Origin of the sequence: Azospirillum endophyticum, from assembly GCF_016595245.1 — a bacterium.
GTDB lineage: Bacteria > Pseudomonadota > Alphaproteobacteria > Azospirillales > Azospirillaceae > Azospirillum > Azospirillum endophyticum.
In genome coordinates, this window is sequence record NZ_JAENHM010000074.1 from 31684 (window position 1) to 56403 (window position 24720).

The following is a 24720-nucleotide window of genomic DNA, read 5'->3' on the forward strand; positions in this document are numbered from 1 at the left end:
ATCATGGACGCGATGAGCAACCTGAACTGGGACGATGACGACGCACCCGAACCGGGACCGGACGACAATGCCCCGGGCCAGGAGGGCCGCAAGCCGGGCGAGGAACTGGACCTCGCCGACTTCCACGGCATGGCGCGGCTGATCGAGCGGATGCACCGGCGCTATCTCGACGTCGTCCGCGTCGGCCTGTCCAAGCAGGGCGTCGAGGACATCGGGCCGGTGCAGGCGCTGATGGTCATGCTGATCGGCGAGGACGAACTGTCGGTCCGCGACCTGATGGAGCGCGGCTATTACCTGGGATCCAACGCCTCCTACAGCCTGAAGATCCTGGTCGATGCCGGCTACATCAACCGCGCCGCCAACCAGCGCGACCGCCGCACCGCCCGCCTCCAGCTGACCGACAAGGGGCGGGAGCTGTGGGAGGGGCTGCGGCGGATGGAGCAGGCGCAGGCCGAAGCCCTGGTGCGCAACGAGACCGAAGTCCGCGACCTGAAGGCCAGCTACCGCACGCTCCGCCGGCTCGACCGGCTGTGGGGCGACATGGTCCGCTATTCCTGCCTCGATTTCGATTGAAGGTGCTCCTCCGATGCCGCAGCCGGGTGCCATGATGCCACACGCCGCCGCCCAACCAGACGCCCCCCACTCCAACGGCCTGTCGTCGAAGGACGTGGAGCGGTTGCTCGTCTCGCCGAACGCGGAAACGCGGATCGAGACGATGAACAAGCTGTTCCACGATCTGGAGGCGGGCGCGTTGAGCCCGGCCGAACGGTCACTGGCCATCGAGGTGGTCCATTGCTTCGCCGGCGACGCCCAGGTGGCGGTGCGCGAGGCAGTGGCCTGGCAGCTGCGCAACAGCCCGCTGCTGACCGGGGATCTGGCGGAGCGGCTGGTCCGCGACGTCGGCCGGGTGGCCTTCCCCATCCTGCGCGATGCCGCCGGGCTGACCGACGACCTTCTGCTGGACGTGTTGTCCGATCCCGATTCCGGCAAGCATGTGGCGGTCGCCAGCCGCTCCACCGTCTCCGCCCGCGTTTCCGGCGCGATCGCCGAGCGCGGCAACGTCATCGCCGTGACGGCATTGCTGCGCAACGACGGCGCCCAGGTGCCGGACAGCGCGATGAGCCGGGCACTCGACCGCTTCGGCCGCGTCCGCATGGTCAGCGAGGCGGCGGCGACCCGCCCCGGCCTGTCGCTGGCGATGGTGGAGCGGGTGGTCGCCTTCGTCTCCGACAGCATGCGCGCCACGCTGATGCAGGCGCACGGCCTGTCGCGCGAGCTGGTCGAACGGCTGGTGGAGCGTGGCCGGGAAGCGGCGACCATGCGCATGCTGCGCCCGGTGCTGCGCGGGGCCGAGGACATCGATGCGGTGATCCAGTGGCTGCACACCAACCGCCGCCTGACGCCGGTCCTGCTGTTCCGCGCGCTGTGCGCCGGCGACCTGGCCCTGTTCGTCGCCGGCATGGCTGCGCGCGCCGGCGTCCCGCCGGAGAATGCCCGCCGCCTCGCCTGGGACGACGGCGAGCTGGGCATGGCGGCGCTGATGAAGAAGGCGACCGTCGCCCCCGGCCTGACCCATCCCTTCCAGGTCGCGGTCGGCGTCGCCAAGCGCCTGGAGTATGAGGGCGGCGATGCCGGCCGCGAAGATTTCCAGGCGGAGGTCATCAGCGAGCTTTTCACCGCCTGCACCCCGACCAACGACTGGATGGTCGACGACCTGCTGCTGCAGTTGTTCGACCAGAAGTCGGAGGAAGTGATCGACCGGGCGCTGGATCAGGCCGGCCTGCCCTTCTCGCCGGTGCGCACGGTTCAGTGATCCCCAGGGCAGTGATCGTCAGGCTTCCTCCGTCCGCTCCAGCAGATCCATGAAGCGCTCCAGCACCAGGTTGGGCGGGACTCCCTTCTTGGTGACGGCGCTGAACTGTACCCGGTAATGGTGGCTGTCCGGCAGCAGGGCGCGCATGACGCCGCGCTCCACCCAGTGCGCCGCGTAATGCACCGGGAGGAAGCCGATGTAGCAGCCGGTCAGCAGCAGGAAGGCAACGCCCTCGCGGTCGGTGGCGGTCGCGGTGGCGGTCAGGGCATGGGGCGGCTGCGACTGGGTCGGGGCGACGGCGTCGGCCGTCTCCACCGTCTCGCGGGTCACGGCGGCCGCATCGAACAGCGGATGGCCATGCCCGCAATAGAGCCGGGATTCCTCCTCGTACAGGTCGAGGCGCTCCAGCCCCGGCAGGGCGCGGCGTTCCGGCACCACGCCGACATGCAGCCGGCCGTCCAGCACACCGCGCTCGATCTCGTTGGGCGGGATCATGCGGATGTTGACGCGGACCTCCGGCGCCTCGCGCTTCAGGCCGCGCAGCGCGTTGGTCACCCGCATCCGCGGCATGGTGACGAGGCTGTCGGTGATGCCGATGCTGAGTTCGCCGCGCAGCCGCCCATGCGCCGCGTTGATCTCGCTGCGGAAGCTCTCCAGCCCGGCCAGCAGGCGCAGCGCCGCCTCGTGGGCGAGCCGCCCCTCCTCCGTCAGCAGGAACCCGGCCCGCCCGCGCCGGCAGAGCGACAGGCCGAGCCGCCGTTCCAGGTCGGCCATATGCTGGCTGATCGCCGCCCGGCTGATGTTCAGCTCGACCTCCGCCGCGGAGAAGCCGCCGCACTCCACCACGGTGGTGAAGACGCGCAGGAGCCGGATGTCGGCGTCGGCGACGGACGGCAACGGGCGGGCGGGCTTGCTCATGGGACGGCTCGGGTTCGGGTAAGCCATGGCTTACGTGAAGTTCGCATGGTTTGGATTTAACCACAGCGAACCGGACGGCACACTCCTCCTCATCATCCCCGGACCACATGAGGAGAGCGGCGTCATGGCCCCCCTGGACAACGAGATCGGCAGCGCCCTCGATAAAACCGGCGGCCTGACGCGCGAGGAACTCGACGCCCATTGGATGCCCTTCACCGCCAACCGCGAGTTCAAGAAGAACCCGCGCGTCATGGTGAAGGCCGAAGGCGCCTGGTACTGGGACGCGCAGGGCCGCAAGATCTATGACAGCCTGTCCGGCCTGTGGTGCAGCGGCGCCGGCCATTGCCGCCGCGAGATCGCCGACGCGGTGGCGCAGCAGATCGCCACGCTCGACTACAGCCCGGCCTTCCAGCACGGCCACCCCGCCGCCTTCAAGCTGGCGCACAAGCTGGCTTCGATGACGCCGGCCGGGCTGGACCATGTCTTCTTCGTCAATTCCGGGTCGGAAGCCGCCGACACCTCGCTGAAGATGGCGCGGGCCTATTGGCGGATGAAGGGGCAGCCGGCCAAGACCAAGCTGATCGGCCGGGTGAAGGGTTATCACGGCGTCAATTTCGGCGGCACCAGCCTGGGCGGCATCGTCGGCAACCGCAAGCTGTTCGGCACCGGCGTCGATGCCGACCATCTGCCGCACACCCTGCTGCCGCAGAACCTGTTCACCAGGGGCATGCCGGACGAAGGCGCCCATCTGGCCGATGCGCTGGAGGATCTGGTCGCCCTGCATGATGCCTCCAACATCGCCGCGGTGGTGGTGGAGCCGATGGCCGGATCGGCCGGCGTGCTGCCGCCGCCCAAGGGCTATCTCCAGCGCCTGCGCGAGATCTGCACCAAGCACGGCATCCTGCTGATCTTCGACGAGGTGATCACCGGCTTCGGCCGCATGGGCACCGCCTTCGGCGCCGATTACTTCGGCGTGGTGCCGGACATCATGAACGTCGCCAAGGGGCTGACCAACGGCGCCGTGCCGATGGGTGCCGTGGTCGCCAGCCACGAGATCTACCAGACCTTCATGGACAATGGCGGGCCCGAATATCTGGTGGAGTTCCCGCACGGCTACACCTATTCCGCCCATCCGGTCGCCTGCGCCGCTGGTCTCGCCGCGCTGGAGCTGTTCGAGCGCGAGAAGCTGGCCGACAAGGCGGCGGCGCTGATGCCGCATTTCGAGGATCTGATCCACGGGCTGAAGGGACTGAAGAACGTCGCCGATATCCGCAACTGCGGCCTCGCCGGCGCCGTCACCATCGCACCCCTGCCCGGCGAACCGGCGCGGCGGCCCTACGAGATCGCCATGAAGTGCTGGGACGCCGGCTACTACGTGCGCTACGGCGGCGACACCCTGCAGTTCGGCCCGCACTTCATCAGCGAGCGCGAAGACCTCGACCGGCTGTTCAACGTCGTCGCCGACGCGATCCAGGCGACCACCTAAGCACATCCACACGCTACAGTCCGGGAAACGCCCAATGCCCATCGTTCCGCACCTGATCGGCGGCAAGACCGACGCCCCCGCCGGCAGCCGCACCGCCGACATCGTCAACCCCGCCACCGGCGAGATCGCCGGGCAGGTGGCGCTCGCCGGGCGCAAGACGGTCGAGGAGGCGATCGCCGCCGCCGAGGCCGCCTTCCCGGCCTGGCGGGCCACGCCGCCGGCCAAGCGCGCCCGCGTCATGTTCCGCTTCAAGCAGCTGCTGGAGGAGAATGCCGAGCGCGTCTGCGCGCTCATCACCCAGGAGCACGGCAAGGTCCTGGACGACGCCTTCGGCGAACTGACCCGCGGCATCGAGAATGTCGAATATGCCTGCGGCGTGCCGGAGCTGTTGAAGGGCGAGTTCTCCAAGAATGTCGGGCCGGCCATCGACAGCTGGTCCGAGTTCCAGCCGCTGGGAGTCGTTGCAGGAATCACGCCCTTCAACTTCCCGGCGATGGTGCCGCTGTGGATGTATCCCATCGCCATCGCCTGCGGCAACACTTTCATCCTAAAACCGTCGGAGCGCGACCCGAGCGCCGCCCTCTACATCGCGCAGCTGGCCGAGCAGGCCGGCCTGCCGCCGGGCGTGCTGAACGTCGTCAACGGCGACAAGGAGGCGGTGGACACGCTGCTGACCGACCCGCGGGTGCAGGGCGTCAGCTTCGTCGGCTCGACGCCGATCGCCGAGTATGTCTATGCGACCGCCACCGCCCATGGGAAGCGGGTGCAGGCGCTGGGCGGGGCCAAGAACCACGCCATCGTCATGCCCGACGCCGACCTGGACAACGCCGTCAGCGCGCTGATGGGGGCAGCCTACGGCTCCTGCGGCGAGCGCTGCATGGCGATCTCCGTCGTCGTCGCGGTGGGCGACGAAGTGGCGGAGCGGCTGAAGGACAAGCTGTCGGTCGCGCTGCGCGACCTGAAGGTCGGGGCGGGCACCTCGGCCGGCTGCGAGATGGGGCCGCTGGTCACCCGGGCGCATTACGAGAAGGTGAAGGCCTATGTCGACCAGGGCGTCGCCGAAGGCGCAGACCTGGCGGTGGACGGCCGCGGGCTGGTGGTGCCGGGGCATGAGAACGGCAATTTCCTGGGCGGCTGCCTGTTCGACCGCGTCACCCCGGACATGACCATCTACCGCGAGGAGATCTTCGGCCCGGTGCTGTGCATGGTCCGGGTCAAGACGATGCAGGAGGGCATGGACCTGATCGACGCCCATGAATACGGCAACGGCACCTGCCTGTTCACCCGCGACGGCGAGGCCGCCCGCTATTTCAGCGACATGATCAAGGTCGGCATGGTCGGCATCAACGTGCCGCTGCCGGTGCCGGTCGCCTACCACAGCTTCGGCGGCTGGAAGCGGTCGCTGTTCGGCGACCTGTCGGCCTACGGTCCCGACGGGGTCCGTTTCTACACCCGGCGCAAGACCGTCACCCAGCGCTGGCCGACCGGCGGAGTCCGCGAGGGCGCCCAGTTCGCTTTCCCGTCGATGAAGTGAGGCAGAAGTGGGGCCGGATGGCATGTCCGGCCCTCACTCCAACGATGATGATTGGCGAATCCTCCGACAACAGGCCAAGCCGGCCGGTAAACGTCGAACCTCGCCATCAATAGGGCCGATGCTTCGCCAGCGGCAGGCCATGCGCCTCGACATAGGCGTTGGAGGAGGCGATGGCCTCGCGGTTCTCTTCCAGCCACTGCTTGTCGCGCAGTTCGGCGATCTGCTCCGCCAAGCCACGTTCGCAAGCCCGGGAGACATTGACGCCCAGCGCCTTCGCCTGCTCCAACAGGTCGCTGTTGAGGCTGACGTTGGTCGCCCGTTTCGGGGCGGACGCATCGAACGGTAGCCGCGGAACGGGCATCGGTCCCTCCCCTTTCACCCCAAGGCAATCGCATATGAGCATTGCATTCTTTTGAAAAGACTTTCGTCATCCCCGCGAAGGAGCCTGTGAAGAAATCGAACTTATATGAGAAAGCCCTGATCTGACAGGCGTGCACATCTCCTACTCGTCATCCCCGCGGAGGCGGGGAACCAGGATTTCCAACACAAGTGCTTGTGAAGACTGGATTCCCGCCTTCGCGGGAATGACGGCCGAGGGACGCGCACGATGCGATCCAACGCGACGTGGTTCGAACTTGGGGCTTCTCTCAGTGAGTGACTGATTTTTTCACAGGCTCCTTCGCGGGGATGACGGGTTTCCTTGTAAAGAACATCATATTCATGTGCGACAGCCCCCTCTTCACCCTCCCCCGGCCGTGACGCCGCGGAGGATGTCGGACATGCTGAGGATCGCCTCCGCCACCTCGATGATCCGCTTGTTCTGGTTCATCGCGGTCTTGCGGATCAGCTTGTAGGCCTCCTCCTCCGACAGGTTGCGGGTGGACATCAGCAGGCCCTTGGCACGGTCGATCACCTTGCGCTCGTTGAGCGCCGCCTTCGCCGTCTCCAGTTCCAGGCTGACGTCGCGCAGCCGCTGGGACTGGGCCTGCATGACGTCGAGGACCGAGCGCATCAGCTTCGGCCGCAGCCCGTCGGGGGCGTAGAGGCCGGCGCCCTCCTGGCCGGCGAGCGCCGGATCGGCATCGACCAGCAGCATGGCGACCGGCATCACCGCGTCGGGACCGCTTCCGTCGGCCCGCTCCAGGTCGGCGCGGGCCTGGGCCAGCTTGGCCTCGCACAGCCGGCGCAGATCCTCGGTCAGCCGGTCCTCCACCGTCTTCAACAGCTCGATGCGGCGGGTCGCCTGCTCGAACCAGACCTCGGGCGTGATGCCCGACAGCTCGCCATGGCGGGCATCGGCGCCAAGGGCCACCGCCCGCATCCGCTCCACCTCCGCCACCGCCGGGTCGGCCAGGGCGGTGCGGAAGGCGGCGGCATGGGCCGGGTCGGCGAATTCCGCGAAGATGCGGAAGGCGCGGTTCTGGGCGTCGATCAGGTGGGCGAGCCGCCCATGCTCCACCCCGTCGAAGCGGCCGCGCGAGAAGCCGGCGCTGGCGGTCGCCCGCTCCTGCCCGGCGAATTCCTTGCCCTGCACCATGTTGAACAGGGCGACCAGCGCGCGGGAGATCGCCGGGTCGGCGGCGATGTCGGCCGCCTCGAACACCACGGACAGCAGATGGCCGACGACGTCGGTGAAGGCCTTCACCGAATCCTGCGGCACCAGCGCCAGCGACGACACCTGCTCGCGCAGGACCGGCAGCCCGTCCAGCGCATGGAGCGCGATGGCCACCCGGTTGTAGAACTGCGCGCCCGAACTGAGGCGGTCGAGCTGCTCGTCCACGAGGCCGAGCCGGCTGCGCAGCACCGCCTCCAGCGCCTTGGCATCGCCCTGCCAGCGGGCACGGTCCGCGGCGAAGCGGCTGCCGCTGGACCCCAGATAGATCGAGGAGGCGCCGCGCTCCTTCTGCAGGGCATGGATCAGGGCGCTGAGATCGCGGACCAGGGCGCTGACCGCCAGAAGCTGTTCGACGTCGCGGATGCGGCACAGCCTGGCCGCGCGCAGGAACCGCGCCGCGGCGGCGCCCGTCCCTTTTCCCCTGGTCTCACGCTCCGTATCCATGCGGCCTGTTCCCCCGACGACACCCTATCCCACGGCCCTGTACGCAATGGATATGCCAGCGGGAGGCATGGCATTCGCAGGCAGCGTCGGCTGACCAGCGTTCGCGCAACTGCCCAGGAATGCAGCGTCAATGCCACAAATTTGGGCGCCTGAATGGCGCGATGATGTGCAGTGCAACATCGGCGGCCGGGCGCTGTTGTGGGATCAGCCGTCCCCTGTTCCGGAGTCGCTGCCATGATGACCAAGAACCCCTTCATGAGCGCGTGGTTGTCCTGGGCCAACCGCGCCGCCGGCATGTGGACGACCGCGGCGATGTCGGCGGCCAAGCGCAACCAGTCGGCGGCGCTGAAGGCCATGATGACGCCGCCGAAGTCCGGACAGGCGAAGGACAAGCCGAAACGGAAAGGCAAGCCGGCCCGCTGAGCCGCGGGATACCGGCCGGCCAAGTGGCGGCTTTGCCGCAGCCATGGCTTGACGGTGCGCGGAGGGAGTGGCCAAATCGACGCCCTTCCGTTTCACGCGCAACCGTCGAGACACGTCCCATGACCTCCGTTCGCATGCCCTCGTCGCGGCCGCCGTCGCGCTGGGCGAACCTGTTCACCGACCGGCCCGTCACCTGCATCGAGGATCTGCGGCAGCTGGCGGAATGGCGCGTGCCGCGGATGTTCTACGACTATGCCGATTCCGGCTCCTACACCGAGTCGACCTATCGCGCCAACGAGTCCGACTTCGGCCGGATCAAGCTGCGCCAGCGCGTGGCGGTGGACATGACCAACCGGACGCTGGCCAGCAGCATGGTCGGCCAGCCGGTGGCGATGCCGGTGGCGCTGGCCCCGACCGGCCTGACCGGCATGCAGCATGCCGACGGCGAGATCCTGGCCGCCCGCGCGGCCGCCAAGGCCGGCGTTCCCTTCACCCTGTCGACGATGAGCATCTGCTCGATCGAGGACGTGGCGGAGAACACCGACAAGCCCTTCTGGTTCCAGCTCTACGTCATGCGCGACCGCGCCTTCATCGACAAGCTGATCGACCGGGCCAAGGCGGCGGGCTGCTCGGCGCTGGTGCTGACGCTGGACCTCCAGATCCTCGGCCAGCGCCACAAGGACATCAAGAACGGGCTGTCGACCCCGCCGAAGCTGACCATCGGCAACATCCTGGACATGGCGACCAAGCCGCGCTGGTCGATCAACATGCTGCGCACCCAGCGCCGCACCTTCCGCAACATCGTCGGCCACGCCACCGGCGTCAGCAACCTGTCGTCGCTGTCCTCCTGGACGGCGGAGCAGTTCGACCCGACGCTGAACTGGGACGACGTCCGCCGCATCCGCGACCGCTGGGGCGGCAAGCTGATCCTGAAGGGCATCCTCGACCCGGAGGACGCGGTGATGGCGGCCGACACCGGAGCCGACGCGCTGATCGTCTCCAACCATGGCGGCCGGCAGCTCGACGGCGCCGTTTCCTCCATCTCGGCCCTGCCGGCCATCGTCGAGGCGGTGGGCGACCGCATCGAGGTGCTGATGGACGGCGGCATCCGCTCCGGCCAGGACGTGGTCAAGGCTCTGGCGCTGGGCGCCAAGGGCATTTTCATCGGCCGCGCCTTCCTCTATGGGCTGGGCGCCGGCGGCGAAGCCGGCGTGTCCCAGTGCCTGGAGATCATCCGCAAGGAGATGGACGTGACCATGGCGATGTGCGGGTTGCGCGACATCAAGACCGTCACATCCAACATCCTAGCCGGGAAGCCTGACTTCAGGGTGTGACCGGGACCGGGGCCTCCTGTTCGAAGCGATGGAACAGCGTGGAACAGGAATCCGGGTGATGTTCCATCCCGCCCGGCCTACCGGCGCCGGGAGAACGGACCGTCGGCGCGGCGGCTGACCGGTCCGGCGGCGAGGCTGGGGAAGGGATCGTCGGGGTTGAAGGTCCAGGGGAAGACGCCCTTCGGGCCTTCCGTTTCCGGGTGGGCGACGATGGCGGCGATGACGGCCGGATCGGGCGGCGTGCGCTCGCGCAACGCGCCGGGGATGTCGTCGTCGAGTTCCGGAACGGTGACGGCGGGCGGATCCTCGGGCCGGGGAGATCGAGGACGGGGCGGCTGCGCGTCGAGCGGTCGCCCGGCGTCCGGGATGCTCCGGGGAGCGTTCCGCGTGGCATCGAGGCCGGGGAACAGGCCGAGCCGCTCGGCCAGCCAGCGCACCGTCGCCGAATCGCCGGCGGCGACCAGCCGCTCGATCTGCTCGGCCACCAGGATGCGCAGCGAGGACAGCCGCAGTTCGGCCTCGCGGTTCAACGCCTCGCGCTCCCACCAGACCCGGATGCGGAAGTCCTTGGAACCGTAATAGGCCCGCCACAGCGTGGTGCGGCCGCAGCCCATGGCGCGGGAGACGGACAGGAAGCTGCTGCCGCGGGCCAGCATGCCGGCGGCCATCACCCATTGCTCCTCATGGAACTGGGAGCCGGGAACCAGCGAGCCTTCGGTGGGCGCCGGCGGCTCCTCCGCCCAGCAGGGGAAATGGTCGTCCTTGAGGGTCCGGGTGTCGATGGGCATGGTCGGAACTCCGCGGCTGGAAAATGACGCGGGCATGTTATAGGAATTTTTTCTGATTCAACTGCTTTTTTACTTATTTCGGTTTTGGCCGTGGAGGCCCGGGCCTTTCGCCGGTCATCGCGCCCCCTCTGCCCCTCCATGCCGCCCCTGCTTGAGCAGCCGGAAAGGGGCGATGAGGACCGCAGGCCCGGTCAGGCAAACAGGCCGAGATGATCGGCCAGGATCGAACTCCCAAGCGCGATCAGCGCCAGCCCGCCGAGCACCTCCACGGTCTTGCCCAGACGGTGCCCGACGGCACGGCCGATCAGCATGCCGATGGTGGTCATGACGAAGGTGGCGAAGCCGATCGACAGGGCGATGGTGACGATGTCGGACCCGAGGAAAGCCAGGGAGACCCCGACCGCCGCCGCATCGATGCTGGTGCCGACCGCCGTGGCGACCAGCGTCCACGGGCTCGCGCGCCGCGCCCGCTGCTCCGCATCGCCGCTCTCGGGCTGGAAGCCTTCCCAGACCATCTTGCCGCCGACCAGGGACAGCAGCACGAAGGCGATCCAATGATCGACGGCGGCGACATAGCTGGCCGCCGCCAGCCCGAGCGCCCAGCCGACGAGCGGCGTGATGGCCTCGACCACCCCGAACACCAGTCCGCCCTTCAGGGCGACGGAGACGCTGGGGCGCTGCGACGCCCCCCGTCCGATGGAGGCGGCGAAGGCGTCGGCCGACATGCTGAGCGAGAGGACCGCAATGGAAAGAGGAGTCACGGAGCGCTTCCTGCCGGGCACATGGATCAGCATGCCCGGAATCCGGCCGGCACGGATTCCCGGACACACTGGTCTCGCTAGGCAGACGATCGTCCACTGAACGTGCCATGCACTGGAGCCAGCGCAAGAATGTTGACACGTCCCCGGCGAGGCGCCGGAAGCTACTCCCCAACTGCGGGCGACCATATATCGGCAGTCACCATGCGTCAACCGCCGGAGCGAACATTTATCTTCACTTCAAGGGCCGCCACATCCATCGCTCTATCACGGGAAACTTCAGGTAATTACTGTTGGATGACAAATATTTCATTCTATAGCCTTGGCTATGGATCGCTGCCGCATCCTCACCGGCGGTCACGGGAGAGGTCGGTGCACCGCGACCGCTTCGTCCAGGTAACGCGACAGGGCCGCTGCGGCCTCGGCCGGGTCGGCCCGCCCCGCCCCTCGGCTCCGGGCTTCGGCGGCGACCGCCGCGAAGGCGGCCGGATCCTCGGCCAGCAGGGCGAGCCGGTCCAAGGCCGCAGCATAGTCGGGCACGACGAAGCGGGGGCCGATGACGGCGGCCACGTCGCCCGCCGGCAGCGAGACCGGGACGACGCCGGCGGCCAGCGCCGCCGCCGCACTCGCTCCGCCGCCGGTGCGCCGCGGGTTGACATAGGCGTCCGCCACCCGCAGGAGGGTCGTCATGTCGCTCACGTAGCCCAGAGGAAACAGCCGACCGGCATGCCGAGCCCTGTGCAGGCGCCCGGCAAGCGCCGCCGCTTCGCCGGCGAAGGCCACCGCGGCCCGCGGCACCCGGTCGATGAGGGCGTCGAGCATGGAAAGGAAGGCGCCATCGGCCTCCTCGTCCAGCCGGTTGCCGATCACCACGCACAGAAAGGCGTCGTCCGGCAGGCCGAAGCCGGCCCGGCTTTCCGCCCTGGCCGTTGCGGTCCAGTCGGTTGCGATCTGGGCGGGCGCGGCCTGGACCGGCGGCGGGGTGCCGATCAGCGAAAAGAGGAAGCGGGACGGCCGCCACGAGGCGGCGAGCGGACCGCCGGCCGGCCGGCTTCCGCCGCCGTAATCCAGCACGATGCCGGCCAGCGACGGCGTGAGGCCACTGGTGGTGGGAATACAGAGGGTGGGACGGGCCGCCGCCAGCAGGTCGGCGACGACGACCGACCCGCCCAGCGAGACGACCACGTCCGGGTCGTGCCAGTCGACCGCGCGCAGGAACCAGTCGACCTTGTCCCGCGTCAGCGCGCGGCCAGTCGAGGACAGCATCCGATAGGACCGGCCCTCCGCCTCGATCACCTGCTTGCCGTCGAACGCCGGCTCGATGCTGGCGGCGAAGGACGGCACGAACAGGCTGTGGAGGTCGGCCGGCATGATGTTGGTGTTGAGAATGACGACGTCCCGCCCACAGCGTTCCTCCAGGACCGTCGCATAGGACAGCAGGTCGCGCGACGGCTGATGGCGCAGGGAGAGGAACTGGTTGGTCACCAGCATGACCCGCCCGGTGGCCGGGTTGCCCGGCGGGCGGGGCCGGGGATCGATGCCGAGCCGGCGGCGGATCGCGCCGATCAGGCGGATGTAATACGGAAACAGCCGGTCCTCGAAGAAGCCCGGCCGGCTCGCCGCGTCCATGCGCATCAGGAAGAGTTGGCGGCCGATGCAGCACTGGATGTGGAGCAGCCTGTCCAAGTCCGATTGCTCGAACTGCGCTTCGACCAGATCGAACAGGTCTTCATAGTGGCGCAGATCGCCGGTGATCGCGGCCAGCGCCGACAGGCGCAAAACCGGATCGACCTCCTGGACCATCCCGGCCAGCCGCAGGACTGCCTCCGCCCGGCCGGCCGGGAGCGCTTGGCGGAGCGGCTCCAGCAGCGCCTCGATCGCCCTCAGGTCCGAGCCGCTTTCGACCGGCCGACGCATCGCGGCGGCGAGCGCGTCGACGGCATCCGCGAAATCCTCGGCAGATTTCCTGGTGGATACATCCATGGCGCGCTCCAGTAAGGCCGGTCGGCCGCACCAAATCAAATTACGCCATGCCAGGCAAGGAGCGGCCGAACGGCGGGGGAAAACCTCTCCCCGCAACGCTTCCCGCCCTGCCCTGTTGTACCGGGACGACGTGCTGCATCGGCATGCAACGGGGAGTGGTCCATGAGCGTACTCCGGGAGGGCAGCGCCACCGTCAGCGCGGAGGCCGAGGCCTTCTATACCGAAAGCCTGAAGCTGCTGATCCAGTCGGGCATCCCGTTCCTGCTGGGTGGGACCTATGCGGTCAGCGCCTATACCGGGATCACCCGGCCGACCAAGGACATCGACATCTTCTGCCGCGGCGGCGATTTCCCGCGCATCCTCTCCCATTTCCAGGACCATGGCTTCGAGACGGAGATCGAGGACGAGCGCTGGATCGGCAAGGTCAGGCACGGCGAGCTGTTCTTCGACGTCATCTTCAATTCCGCCGTCGCGATCAACCCGGTCACCGACCGCTGGTTCAAGGAGGAGCACCGGGCGGTGATCTGCGGCGCCGACGTGCGGCTGGTGGCGCCGACCGAGATGATCTTCTCCAAATCCTTCGTCCAGATGCGCCACAAATACGATGGGCCGGACGTGGTCCACATGATCCTGAAGCAGCACGACAGCATCGACTGGAAAAGGCTGCTCTCCCATATGGAACAGCATTGGGAGGTGCTGCTGATCCACCTGCTGAACTTCCGCTTCATCTATCCGACCGAGCGCGACCGTGTGCCCGACTGGCTGGTGGCGGAGCTGCTGGAACGGATGCAGGAGCGCGCCAAGCTGCCGGTCGCCCAGACCCGCATCTGCCGCGGCCGGCTCTTCTCGCGCGAGGATTACCTGATCGACGTCACCGAATGGGGTTTCGCCGACGTGGTCGGGGAGGAGGGAACCAAGCAGGGCCTGAAGGAGACCGGGAATGGATGAGCAGCGCAGGCTGACCGTCGCCGCCATCGGCGACATCCATGTCGGCGAGACCACGCAATATCCCTATCGCGAGCTGTTCCAGGAGATCGCCGGCAAGGCCGACGTGCTGGCGCTGTGCGGCGACCTGACCAACCACGGCAAGCCGCGCGAGGCCGAGATCCTGGCCGACGCCCTGCGTTCCATCGGCATTCCGGTGGTCGCGGTGTTCGGCAACCATGACTACGAATGCGGCCATCTGGAGGAGGTCCAGCACATCCTGACCCAGGCCGGGGTGCGGTTCCTCGACGGGGCGCCGCAGGAGATCGGCGGGGTCGGCTTCGCCGGGGTGAAGGGCTTCGGCGGCGGCTTCGGCAACCGCATGCTCGACAGCTTCGGCGAACCGGCGATCAAGCAGTTCGTCCACGAGGCGGTGAACGAGGCGATGCGGCTGGAGAGCGCGCTGCGGCAGCTCGACACCGAACGGGTGTTCGTGGTGCTGCATTACGCCCCCATCGCCGCGACGGTGGAGGGGGAACCGACGGAGATCTTCCCCTTCCTGGGATCGTCGCGGCTGGCCGAGACCATCGACCGCTTCGACAACGTGCGGGCGGTGGCGCATGGGCATGCCCATCACGGGAGCTACAGCGGGAAAACCTTGCGGGGGACGCCGGTCTACAACGTGGCGCAGACGATCCCGAAGGAGACCGGACGGCCCTATGCGCTGATCGAGGTCTGAGGGCGGCAGATCGGGCTTCAAGCCGGCGCGAAGTCGGTCGACAGCGAAACCCCGCGCCAGCCATCGAGGATCGCCCGGTCGGCGGCGTGCTTGGCCTCGATCGCCGCGACCGTGTCGCTGCCGAGCGGCAGCCTAACCGGCGGGTCGGCGGCATCGGCGAAGCTGACGAGCACATCGGCCAGCTTGGCGGGATCGCCGGGCTGGGCATGGTTGAGACCGGCGGCGATGGTCCGGACCCTGCCGGCGGTTTCGGCATAGTCGGCGATGATGGCCGGGCTGACCGACAGCGACGCCGCGTCGAGGAAATCCGTGCGGAAATAGCCGGGTTCGACGACGGTGACATGGATGCCGAGCGGCGCCAGCTCGGCGTGCAGCGCCTCCGACAGCCCTTCGACTGCGAATTTGGTGGAGCTGTAGACGCCGAAACCGGCAGCGCCGCGATAGCCGCCGATCGAGGAGATGTTCAGGATGCGGCCGGACCGCGCCTTGCGCATCTGCGGCAGCACCGCGCGGGTGACGTTCAGCAAGCCGAACACGTTGGTGCGGTAGACCGCCTCGACCTCGGCGGCGCTCGCCTCCTCGACGGCGCCCATCAGGCCGAAGCCGGCATTGTTGAGCAGGACGTCGATGGTCCCGAAACGCTCCACGGCGGAAGCCACCGCGGCGGCTGCCTGATCCTCGCGGGTCACGTCGAGCGCGACCGGGAGCAGGTTGGGATGGTCGCCGAACCGGTCGGCGACGGCTTGCGGATTGCGGGCGGCGGCAACGACGGCGTCGCCCTTTCGCAGCGCACGCTCGGCGACGAGCGCACCGAAGCCGCGCGAGGCGCCGGTGATGAACCAGGTCTTCATGGTGGTTTGCTCCTCAAATCATCATTGGGCATCGAGATCGCCGTGTGATCGTCAAGTCTTGCAAAGAGTGCAGACGCTGGGATCGTCGTTATCCTGGTGCGGCACGCAGCCAATTGCCCTCTCCCGTCCCGGGAGAGGGAGGGGAACCCGCGCCGTCAGGCGTGGGGAGGGTGAGGGGTCATGCAAGGAACCATGCGGTTTGTGATTCTTGGATAGCCCCTCACCCTTCCCATGGCGATGCCATGGGCCCCTTCCCTCTCCCGAGGCGGGAGAGGGAGTGATATGCCGTGCATATCGATCCCTCCGAAAATGTCGGGTTCAGGTCGGCGGATAGGTGATTTCCCAGGGGGCATCCGCATCGGTGGCGAGGCGCCAGAAGAGGTCGGCGACGTCCCGCGCCTCCCGCGATCCCGGGCTGACGAGCGTCGCGACGGTGGCGGTGGCGATGCGCACGCCCCTGCCGAAAAGCGGTTCGGCAAGTGCCTGGACGATGTTGCGGAGCGCCGCCTTGCCGACGCCGAGGCTGGCGTAGCTCTCGTGCGGGGCGACCGCGAGGCCGCCGCCGGTGACCAGGATCGTCCCCGTCCGGCCATCGAAGAGAGTGGTGGCGGCACGGATGGCATGCAGTCCGCCGGTGACGTTGATCGCCAGATCCTGCGCGACCTCCTCGTCGGTCATGCTGAACAGGTCCTGGCGGCGGACCACGGCGGCGTTGAAATGGAGGGCGGTGAGGCCGCCGGTGAGGCGGTCCGCCTCGTCGAGCGCCGCGCGGAGCGCCGCCGGGTCGGTGGCGTCAGCCGGGATCGCATGGGCGGTCACGCCCTGGGCGGACAGGTCGGCGGCGAGGCCGGCGAGACGCTCCGGGTTCCTGGCGGTCAGCACGACGGTCCAGCCCTCGCGGCCGAAGCGTCCGGCGACGGCCTGTCCGATGCCCGGACCGGCACCGACGATCATGATGGCTTTGGTCATGACGATTCCTTCACGGGATTTGCCAAGAAATTTGCCGGCGCCCCCGACCGGGGGCGCAGCCGGCGGGAAGCGGTTCAGGCGAGCAGTTCGGCCAGTTCGATCAGGTTGCCGAAGGGATCGCAGAAGAAGGCGAGCCGGCGGCTGATCGCCGGCAGTTCGAACGGCTCGGTCACGATGGTCACGCCACGCTCGCGCAGCGTCTCGACGGTGCGGTCGACGCTGTCGACGTTCAGGCAGAAATGGTGGTAGCCGGCATATTTCAGGCTGTCGCCGAGGTCACTGTAGGGACGCACGTCCTGCGGGGTCGGGTCGCCGCCGCCCAGCACCTCGATGTAGAAATGGTCGTCGGTCGGCGGCGCCAGATAGGCCAGCTGCTCGTCGGCATAATCCCACTCGGCGACGACGCGGAAATCGAGCGTGTCGACGTAGAAGCGCTTGGCGGTTTCGAGGTCCGGCGTGCGGACCGCCACATGATGGCCGCGCATGTCGGCGAAGGGGGACGCGGCGTTGCGGGCGGGGGGAACGAAGTCGGCCATGCTCTTTCTCCTCTGGGTTGGCCCGGCACCCGCCGGGCTTGCGAGGAGAAATCTGCCGCTTTTCGATTACGCTGATTAGTTAGACAGTTCTCTCATCAATGCTGAGTGGATTTCAGTAATGCGCACCACCGACCTTTCGGAACTGGCCGCCTTCGATGCGGTCGCGCGGCACCGCAGCTTCCGGCGGGCCGGGGAGGAACGCGGCGTCACCGCGTCGGCGATCAGCCATGCCGTCGGCAATCTCGAGGCCCGCGTCGGCATCCGGCTGCTCAACCGGACCACCCGCAGCGTGTCGCTGACCGATGCCGGCGCCATGCTGCTGGCCCAGCTCTCGCCGGCCTTCGGCGAGATCGGCTCGGCGCTGGACGCGCTCAACCAGTTCCGCGACACGCCGTTCGGCAAGGTGCGGATCAATGCGCCCAACTCCATCGCGCCCTTCGTCTTCGGCCCGGTGATGGGGACGCTGATCGCGCAGAACCCGAAGCTGGAGCTGGAGATCGTCGCCACCGACCGGCTGGTGGACATCGTCGACGAGGGGTTCGACGCCGGCATCCGGCTGGGCGAAAGCCTGCGCGACGGCATGACGGCGGTGAAGATCAAGCCGCGGCTGAGGCTGACGGTCGTCGGCTCGCCGGCCTATTTCGAGACGCGGCCGGTTCCCAAGGCGCCCGCCGACCTGAAGGACCATGTCTGCATCCGCAACCTCTATCCCAGCGGTGCGGCCTATGCCTGGGAATTCAGCCGGGCCGGCAAGATCATCGCGTTCGAGCCGGCCGGGCCGCTGTCGCTCGACGACCATGAACTGATGGTCGAGGCCGCCAGATCGGGCGTGGCGCTGGCCTATGTCTGGGAGGAGCGGGCGCGGCCCTTCATAGAGCGCGGCGAGTTGATCGAATGCCTCGCCTCCTGGTGCGCGCCCGAGGACTGGCTGTATCTCTACTACCCCACCCGCAAGCATTTGTCGGCCGGACTGCGGGCAGTCATCGAGGCGCTCCGGGTCTGAGGATGCCCGCCCCCCGCCCGCGCGCAAGGTTGGCTTGCGCGGAAGCGGGAGGCGGGGAAAGCCCCGCTCAGAACACCCAGAGCTGTTCCGGCGGCAAGTGCAGCCAGTGGGTGCCGGCCGGCAGCGGGCGGCCGAAGGCGCGCAGCGTCTGGTCGCCGCAGCGGAAGACATGCTCCCAGTGGCTGCCGAGATAGACCGAGGTCTCCAGCTCCGCCGGGACCCGGTTCTCCCCTTCGCCGTCCACCACCTCGACCTGTTCCAGGCGGATGACGCCGGTCGCCTCCTCCGACACGCCCTTGCCGGCGCGGTCCTTGCCCCACAGCGGATGGCCGGACAGCTCGATGCGGGCGTAGCCGCCGCGCTTGTCCTGCACCCGGCTCTTGATCTGGTTGTTGACGCCCATGAACTCCGACGCGAACAGGCTCACCGGTTCGGTGTAGAGCTGTTCGGGCGTGCCGGCCTGGACGATGCGGCCGCCGTCGAGCAGGACGATGCGGTCGGCAATCGCCATCGCCTCGACCTGGTCGTGGGTGACGAAGACGGCGGTCAGGTTCATCCGCTTGATCAGCGTGCGGATCCAGATGCGGGCCTCCTCGCGCAGCTTGGCGTCGAGGTTCGACAGCGGCTCGTCGAGCAGGATGACCGGCGGGTTGTAGACCAGCGCGCGGGCCAGCGCCACGCGCTGCTGCTGGCCGCCCGACATCTGGTGCGGGTAACGGTCGCCGAGATGGCCGAGACCGACGCCGTCCAGCACCGCGGCGACGCGCTGCTGGAGTTCGGCCTTCGGCACGTTGCGCAGGCGCAGGCCGTAGGCGACGTTCTCGAACACCGTCTTGTGCGGCCACAGCGCGTAGGACTGGAAGACCAGCCCGAGGCCGCGCTTCTCCGACGGCACGTTGAGGCCGGCGGCGGCGTCGAACACCGGCTGGTCGCCGATGGAGATGACGCCCTTCTTCGGCTCCTCCAGCCCGGCGATGGAGCGCAGCAGCGTGGTCTTGCCGCTGCCCGACCGGCCGAGCAGGGCGACGATCTCGCCCTGGGCGAAGGTGGCGGTGATGCCCTTCAGGATCTCGGTGCTGCCGTAGGACAGATGCAGGTCGTCGATGATGAGCTTAGCCATGGGAGCGTTTCCCGAAGAGCGACATCAGCAGCAGGCCGCCGCCGATCATCGCGATGTTGACGGTGGAGAGCGCGGTCACGAGGTCGACGGCGCCGGTGCCCCACAGCGAGACCAGCAGCGAGCCGATCACTTCGGTGCCGGGGGCCAGCAGATAGACGCCGGTCGAGTATTCGCGCATGAAGGTGACGAAGATCAGCAGCCAACTGGAGAACAGGCCGACCTTGACCAGCGGGATCGTCAGGTCGCGCGACACCCGGCCGGGGCTGGCGCCGACGATGCGGCCGGCCTCCTCCAGCTCGGGGCCGATCTGCAGCAGGGCGCCGCTGACCAGACGCATGCCGTAGGCGAGCCAGACCAGCGTGTAGGCGACCCAGATGGCGATCATGGTCTGGCGCAGCGGCGACAGGAAGGGCGTGAACAGGAAGACCCAGAAGATCGCCAGACCGGCGACGAGGCCCGGCATGGCGCGCGGCAGCAGGACCAGATAGTCCATCAGCCTGGTCCAGCCCGACTGCCAGCGGTGGGCGGCGAGGTTCAGCATGGTGTAGACGCCGACCGACAGCGCTCCGCCGACGGACGCGATCAGCAGCGTGTTGACGATGCCGCGGGTCAGGTTGGGGAACTCCATCAGCTCGCGGAAATGCGCCAGCGTCAGCACGTCCAGCAGGTTGACGCCCTCGCCCCAGCTCGACACGAAGGCGCGGAGCACGAGGCCGCTGATCGGGACCACCACGGTGAACAGCAGCCAGCCGGTGATCATCGCCGCCGCCGGCCAGCGCCAGACGCCGATCGACACCGGCTTCTGCGCCGATGCCTTGCCCTTCACCGAGACGTAGCGGTTGGCGGCGCGCAGCAGGAAGCGCTGGAGGGCCACCAGCGGCAGGGCGATGCAGATGATCGCCACCACCACCACCGCCATCAGCTGGTAGGACGGCGTGCCCAGCTTGTTGGTCAGCTTGTAGAGGTAGGTCGCCAGCACCAGGATGCCTTCGGGGTCGCCCAGCACCAGCGGCAGGCCGAACAGCTCGAAGCCGAGGAAGAAGACCAGCACGGCGGCATAGAGGATGTTGGGCATCACCATCGGCAGGCTGACGGTCATCGCCGTACGCAGCGGGCCGGCGCCGGTCATGCGCGCCGCCTCCTCGACGTCGGAGCCCAGGCTGCGCAGGGCCGACGAGGTGTAGAGGAAGACGTGCGGCACGTGGGTCAGGCCGGCGATGACGATCAGCATCCACTTGGAATAGAGATACCAGGGGACGAAGCCGAAGACGCCCTTGAACCACAGGGTGACGAAGCCGGCCGGGCCGAGGCTGACCACGAAGCCGAAGGCCAGCACCACCGACGACACGAACATCGGCACCAGGATCACCGGCTCGATCCAGCGGCGGCCCGGCAGGTCGGTGCGGGTCATCAGGAAGGCCAGCAGCGCGCCGACCGGCACGGCGATGGCGGTCATGCCGAGGGCGATGATCGCCGAGTTGTAGAGGGCGTCGAAGAAATCCTCGTCGTCCAGGACGAACTCGTAGGCGCTGAGCGTGAAGGCGGTCTTGGGCTGGAAGAACGGCCCGTCGAGGAAGCTCTGGTAGACGACCAGGCCGATCGGGGCCAGCACGGCAATCGCCATGGCGACGATCACCGCGATGCGCGTCGCGCGGTTCATGGGGGATTTCCTTTTGGCGCAAATCTTCCCTCTCCCGCCCCGGGAGAGGGAGGGGACCCGCGCCAAAGGCGCGGGGAGGGTGAGGGGTGAGGCGAGGATCAGGAACCACCCGGCTCCTTGGATCGCCCCTCACCCTTCCCGCCTTCGGCGGGCCCCTTCCCTCTCCCGGGGCGGGAGAGGGTGATTTCAGGTCGGACTAGATCACTTCCCCTGGAGGGCCTTCTGCCAGTCCTTCAGGAACTTCAGGCGCTTCACCTGGTCGAGGTAGGTCAGCAGTTCCGGGCCGACATGGATCGGGCGCAGGGTGCTTTCCGGGATGCCCGCGGTCGGGTTGGCGCTGGCGAGGTCGGTGCGGATCGACCCCATGTAGCGGGCCTGCATCGCCTGCTGGCCCGGCTTGGACAGCAGATAGTCGAGGAACAGCCTGGCGGCGTTCGGGTGCTTGGCGCCCTTCGGGATGAAGGCGATGCGCGACATCACGATGGTGTAGTCGGACGGCAGCACGATGCCCAGCGACTCCGGATCCTTGTGCTGGCGCTCGTAGACGTAGGAGCCGATCATGTTGTAGCCGATGGTGTGCTCGCCGGACGTCAGCCGCTCGATCATCGCGCCCGACGAGGTGTAGAGCTTCACCCCGGTCTGGCCCATCGCCTTCACCAGATCCCAGGTGTTCTTGTTCGCCTGGACGTCCTGGGTGATGTAGAGGAAGCCGACGCCGCTGCGCTCCGGATCGTAGGAGGTGACCTTGCCCTTGTAGGCGTCCGGCTTCTCGGCAAGCAGCTTGGCGAGGTCGGCGTGGGTCTTCGGCACGTCGGCGGCGGGGACCACGCGCTTGTTGTAGGCGAAGACGATCGGCTCGGCGGTGGTGCCGAAGGCCTCGTTCTTATAGTTGGCCCAATCCGGGATGCTCTTCGATTCCGGCGAGGTGTAGGACTGCGCGTAGCCGTCGTTGACCAGCTTCATCTGCAGGTCCATCGCCGACGACCACATCAGGTCGGTGGTGCCGGTGTTGGCCGCCGCCTCGCTGATGAAACGGTTGTACATCTCGGTCGAGTTCTGGTCGGCGTATTCCAGCTTGACCTTGGGATAGAGCGCCTCGAACCCCTTCAGGAGCTCCGACACGGCAGCCGCGTCGGTGGCGGAATAGATGCTGAGCGCGCCTTCCTGGTTCGCCGCCTCGATGATCTTGGCATAGGCGGGGTCGTAGCCGGCGGGGACCGACTGCGCCTGGGCGGTGCCGGCGGTGAAGGCCGGAACGGTAATGGTCAGCGCGGTCGCGACCAGAAGGGCCAGTTTGGTGCGCATCTCTTCCTCTCCTGCGGTTGGTTTCCACGGCGCCGTTGCGGGCCGGGTTGGTTGGGCTTACAAGCGGATTTGCCGTGACTATAGGCAATCAACCTGTCGCCAATCTGTCGCGTGCAAAAATTGTTGGTGGAACGGAACAGGCGCGATCGGATGATGGCCCATTCGGATGATAGGCGGCTCCCTTGCGCATCCTGATCGTGGAGGACGATGCCGCCTTGGCGCGCGGGGTGACGGGCGGGCTGAAGCTGGCCGGCTATGCCGTCGACCATGTCGCGTCGGGCGAGGAGGCGGTGCGGCTGGAGCGGGCGGAACCCTATGGTCTGGTGGTGCTCGACCTCGGGCTGCCCGATTTGTCGGGGTTCGAGGTGCTGACCCGCATCCGCCGCCGCGGCTCCACCGTGCCGGTGATGATCCTGACCGCGCGGGAGGCGGTGGCCGACCGGGTGAAGGGGCTGGACCTGGGGGCCGACGATTACCTGCTGAAGCCCTTCGATCCGGCGGAGTTCGAAGCGCGGGTGCGGGCGCTGATGCGCCGCGGCCAGGGCACGCCGGTGCCGGAGCTGGCCTGCGGCGCGCTGCGCTACGACCGCTCCACCGCGACGGTGACGCTGAACGGCCGGGTGCTGGATTTGCGCAAGCGCGAGCTGGCGGTGCTGGAGGGGCTGATCACGCGCGCCGGCAAGGTGGTGCCGAAGGACCGGCTGGCCGGCGAGGTGTTCGGCTTCGACGAGCCGGTGGCGCCCAACGCCATCGAACTGTATGTCGCCCGGCTGCGCAAGAAGCTGGAGCCGGACGGGCCGCAGATCCGCACCATCCGCGGGCTGGGCTATCTGATGGAAGGCGCCTGATGGCGGCATTTCCGGGCGGCCGGGCGGAGCGGGTGCCGTCGCTGCGGCGCCGGCTGCTGACCCGGCTGCTGGTGCCGCTGGCGGCGCTGGCGGTGGGACTGGGCGTCGGCGGCGCGGCGCTGATCCACGGCTTCGTGCAGTCGACCCACGACCGGCTGCTCGCCGGCTCGACGCTGGCCATCGCCGAGCGGCTGGCGGTGGGCGACGACGACGGCGAGGTGACGGTCGACCTGCCGGCCGTCGCCTTCGGCATGCTGGAGAGCCAGGCGCGCGACAACATCTATTACAACGTCGCCCATGAGGGCGGGGTGATCACCGGCTATCTCGACCTGCCGCTGCCGGACATCGCCGCCATGCCGACCAACGTCACGGTGTTCCGCGACGCCACCTATCACGGCCATCCGGTGCGGGTGGCGGCGCAGGTCCGCCGGCTCTACGGCGTGCCGCAGCCGGTGCTGGTCCAGGTGGCGGAGACGACCGAGGGACGGCGCGCGGTGGAGGTCAACCTGCTGCTGTGGCTGACCCTGCTGGAGGTGGCGCTGGTCGGCGGCAGCGGGATGCTGGTGTGGGGAGCGGTCGGCCGCGGGCTGGCGCCGTTGGGCCGGCTGCGCCGGGTGATCGACGCCCGCTCGACGCGCGGCGCGGCGGGGGGCGGGCTGGCGCTGGTGCCGTTGCCGCTGGCGGTGGTCCCGGCCGAGGTGCTGCCGCTGGTGGTCGCCATCAACGGCCTGCTGGCGCGGCTGGACCAGTCCATCGGCACCATGCGGCGCTTCACCGCCGACGCCTCGCACCAGCTGCGCACGCCGCTGGCGGTGCTGCGCACCCATCTGGCGCTGCTGCGCCGCCACGGCACCGACAGCGCCGAGGGGCGGGCGGCGCTGGACGACGTCGAGGGGGCGGTCAAGCGGCTGGAGCGGCTGCTGGTCCAGCTGCTGGCGCTGGCCCGCGCCGACGAGGACGCGCCGGTGATGCCCACGGCCCCCGAGGTGACCGACCTGATCCAGGTGGCGATGGAGGTCGCCGCCGAGCAGGTTCCGGCGGCGCTGGCCCAGGATATCGAGGTCCGCTTCGAGGGACCGGAGGACGGCACCGCCCTGCGGGTCGCCGGCAATCCGGTGCTGGTCGGCGAGCTGCTGGGCAATTTGCTGGACAACGCCATCCGCTACAACCGGCCGGGCGGCACGGTGGCGGTGCGGGTCGGGCAGGAACCGGGGGCCGGCCCGGTGATGGAGGTCGAGGACGACGGTCCCGGCATCCCGGAGGCCGAGCGCGGGCGGGTGTTCGAGCGATTCTACCGGCTGACCCGTCCGGGCGAGCCGCCGCGGACCGGCAGCGGGCTGGGGCTGGCGATCGTCCGCGCCCTGGCCGACCGGCTGGGAGCGTCGGTGCGGCTCGACGCCGGACAGGATGGCAAGGGGCTGAAGGTGACGGTCAGCCTGCGTCCGGCGGAAAAGGATGCCGGTTCAAAGGGTTCGTTGGTGGACGACGACGCGGCGCAGGGACGCCTCCCCCGCCCTGGGCCGTGACATGACAATTTCGTTAACCAGAGCTGCGCGGATATGTCGCCGGCTTCCATTGCCAGTTCGCAGCTGCGGGACTATCTGACCGCTCCGCACAGCCTGTGCTGGCAAGGTGTTGGAAACAAATACAGTTCGAATAACGGACGATT

The 24720-nt window shown here is 68.4% G+C and carries 23 protein-coding genes; 11 read left to right on the plus strand and 12 right to left on the minus strand.

Annotation, left to right across the window (positions count from 1 at the left end; translation table 11 throughout):
• The first annotated feature begins 12 nt into the window (after positions 1-12).
• On the plus strand, positions 13-573 hold the full coding sequence (locus tag JHL17_RS31240) for a MarR family transcriptional regulator (protein WP_247893944.1): 561 nt from the start codon (positions 13-15) through the stop codon (positions 571-573).
• A gap of 13 nt (positions 574-586) precedes the next feature.
• Entirely contained in the window at positions 587-1813 is a 1227-nt protein-coding gene (locus JHL17_RS31245) for a DUF2336 domain-containing protein (RefSeq protein WP_247893945.1), read from the plus strand.
• Between the two features lie 18 nt (positions 1814-1831).
• Here the strand turns inward: JHL17_RS31245 and JHL17_RS31250 are convergent, their stop codons facing one another.
• Entirely contained in the window at positions 1832-2731 is a 900-nt protein-coding gene (locus JHL17_RS31250; RefSeq protein ID WP_200198562.1) for a LysR family transcriptional regulator, read from the minus strand.
• A gap of 124 nt (positions 2732-2855) precedes the next feature.
• On the opposite strand from JHL17_RS31250, the gene aptA reads away from it, so the two are divergent.
• Entirely contained in the window at positions 2856-4217 is a 1362-nt protein-coding gene (gene aptA, locus JHL17_RS31255) for an omega-aminotransferase AptA (RefSeq protein WP_200198563.1), read from the plus strand.
• A 34-nt stretch (positions 4218-4251) separates the two neighbouring features.
• Positions 4252-5751, plus strand: a complete 1500-nt coding sequence (locus tag JHL17_RS31260) for a CoA-acylating methylmalonate-semialdehyde dehydrogenase (protein ID WP_200198564.1) — start codon at positions 4252-4254, stop codon at positions 5749-5751.
• 106 nt (positions 5752-5857) lie between these two features.
• On the opposite strand, the gene JHL17_RS31265 is transcribed toward JHL17_RS31260, so the two are convergent.
• Complete coding sequence (locus JHL17_RS31265) at positions 5858-6112, minus strand: type II toxin-antitoxin system CcdA family antitoxin (RefSeq protein WP_200198565.1); 255 nt, start codon at positions 6110-6112, stop codon at positions 5858-5860.
• Positions 6113-6490: 378 nt separating this feature from the next.
• The gene (locus JHL17_RS31270) at positions 6491-7810 is read right to left on the minus strand and encodes a nitrate regulatory protein (protein ID WP_200198566.1); all 1320 of its coding nucleotides are present in this window, start codon (positions 7808-7810) and stop codon (positions 6491-6493) included.
• A gap of 234 nt (positions 7811-8044) precedes the next feature.
• On the opposite strand from JHL17_RS31270, the gene JHL17_RS31275 reads away from it, so the two are divergent.
• Entirely contained in the window at positions 8045-8233 is a 189-nt protein-coding gene (locus JHL17_RS31275) for a hypothetical protein (protein ID WP_200198567.1), read from the plus strand.
• Between the two features lie 119 nt (positions 8234-8352).
• On the plus strand, positions 8353-9567 hold the full coding sequence (locus JHL17_RS31280) for an alpha-hydroxy acid oxidase (RefSeq protein WP_282189389.1): 1215 nt from the start codon (positions 8353-8355) through the stop codon (positions 9565-9567).
• Positions 9568-9644: 77 nt separating this feature from the next.
• Here the strand turns inward: JHL17_RS31280 and JHL17_RS31285 are convergent, their stop codons facing one another.
• The 3 genes from JHL17_RS31285 to JHL17_RS31295 all read right to left on the minus strand — a co-directional run bounded on the left by JHL17_RS31285 (position 9645) and on the right by JHL17_RS31295 (position 13096).
• Positions 9645-10355, minus strand: a complete 711-nt coding sequence (locus JHL17_RS31285; protein ID WP_200198568.1) for a hypothetical protein — start codon at positions 10353-10355, stop codon at positions 9645-9647.
• A 191-nt stretch (positions 10356-10546) separates the two neighbouring features.
• On the minus strand, positions 10547-11116 hold the full coding sequence (locus JHL17_RS31290) for a manganese efflux pump MntP (RefSeq protein ID WP_345773919.1): 570 nt from the start codon (positions 11114-11116) through the stop codon (positions 10547-10549).
• A gap of 354 nt (positions 11117-11470) precedes the next feature.
• Complete coding sequence (locus JHL17_RS31295) at positions 11471-13096, minus strand: glycosyltransferase (protein ID WP_200198570.1); 1626 nt, start codon at positions 13094-13096, stop codon at positions 11471-11473.
• 162 nt (positions 13097-13258) lie between these two features.
• Here JHL17_RS31295 and JHL17_RS31300 point away from each other — a divergent pair, with 162 nt between their 5' ends.
• Complete coding sequence (locus JHL17_RS31300) at positions 13259-14044, plus strand: nucleotidyltransferase domain-containing protein (RefSeq protein WP_200198571.1); 786 nt, start codon at positions 13259-13261, stop codon at positions 14042-14044.
• Complete coding sequence (locus JHL17_RS31305; protein WP_200198572.1) at positions 14037-14759, plus strand: metallophosphoesterase family protein; 723 nt, start codon at positions 14037-14039, stop codon at positions 14757-14759. The genes JHL17_RS31300 and JHL17_RS31305 overlap by 8 nt, the downstream gene beginning before the upstream one ends.
• A 17-nt stretch (positions 14760-14776) precedes the next feature.
• On the opposite strand, the gene JHL17_RS31310 is transcribed toward JHL17_RS31305, so the two are convergent.
• From JHL17_RS31310 to JHL17_RS31320, 3 genes are all read right to left on the minus strand, one after another.
• A complete protein-coding gene (locus JHL17_RS31310) occupies positions 14777-15610 on the minus strand; it encodes an oxidoreductase (protein WP_200198573.1) in 834 nt (277 codons plus the stop codon).
• Positions 15611-15928: 318 nt separating this feature from the next.
• Positions 15929-16579, minus strand: coding sequence for an SDR family oxidoreductase (locus JHL17_RS31315; RefSeq protein ID WP_200198574.1), 651 nt, complete (start codon positions 16577-16579; stop codon positions 15929-15931).
• 74 nt (positions 16580-16653) lie between these two features.
• Entirely contained in the window at positions 16654-17115 is a 462-nt protein-coding gene (locus JHL17_RS31320) for a VOC family protein (protein WP_200198575.1), read from the minus strand.
• 118 nt (positions 17116-17233) lie between these two features.
• Between JHL17_RS31320 and JHL17_RS31325 the strand changes: the two genes are divergently transcribed.
• Positions 17234-18118, plus strand: a complete 885-nt coding sequence (locus tag JHL17_RS31325; protein ID WP_200198576.1) for a LysR family transcriptional regulator — start codon at positions 17234-17236, stop codon at positions 18116-18118.
• A gap of 67 nt (positions 18119-18185) precedes the next feature.
• Here JHL17_RS31325 and JHL17_RS31330 read toward each other — a convergent pair whose 3' ends face one another.
• The 3 genes from JHL17_RS31330 to JHL17_RS31340 all read right to left on the minus strand — a co-directional run bounded on the left by JHL17_RS31330 (position 18186) and on the right by JHL17_RS31340 (position 22203).
• The gene (locus JHL17_RS31330; protein ID WP_200198577.1) at positions 18186-19238 is read right to left on the minus strand and encodes an ABC transporter ATP-binding protein; all 1053 of its coding nucleotides are present in this window, start codon (positions 19236-19238) and stop codon (positions 18186-18188) included.
• Entirely contained in the window at positions 19231-20898 is a 1668-nt protein-coding gene (locus tag JHL17_RS31335; RefSeq protein WP_200198578.1) for an ABC transporter permease, read from the minus strand. Before JHL17_RS31335 ends, JHL17_RS31330 begins: the two co-directional genes overlap by 8 nt.
• Positions 20899-21099: 201 nt before the next feature.
• Positions 21100-22203 (minus strand): ABC transporter substrate-binding protein, encoded by a 1104-nt coding sequence (locus tag JHL17_RS31340; RefSeq protein ID WP_200198579.1) that lies wholly within the window; start codon positions 22201-22203, stop codon positions 21100-21102.
• 182 nt (positions 22204-22385) lie between these two features.
• Here JHL17_RS31340 and JHL17_RS31345 point away from each other — a divergent pair, with 182 nt between their 5' ends.
• Entirely contained in the window at positions 22386-23051 is a 666-nt protein-coding gene (locus JHL17_RS31345) for a response regulator (RefSeq protein ID WP_200198580.1), read from the plus strand.
• Positions 23051-24577 carry a sensor histidine kinase gene (locus JHL17_RS31350; RefSeq protein WP_200198581.1) on the plus strand — a complete coding sequence of 509 codons (1527 nt, stop codon included), beginning with the start codon at positions 23051-23053 and terminating at the stop codon, positions 24575-24577. The genes JHL17_RS31345 and JHL17_RS31350 overlap by 1 nt, the downstream gene beginning before the upstream one ends.
• Positions 24578-24720: the final 143 nt, after the last annotated feature.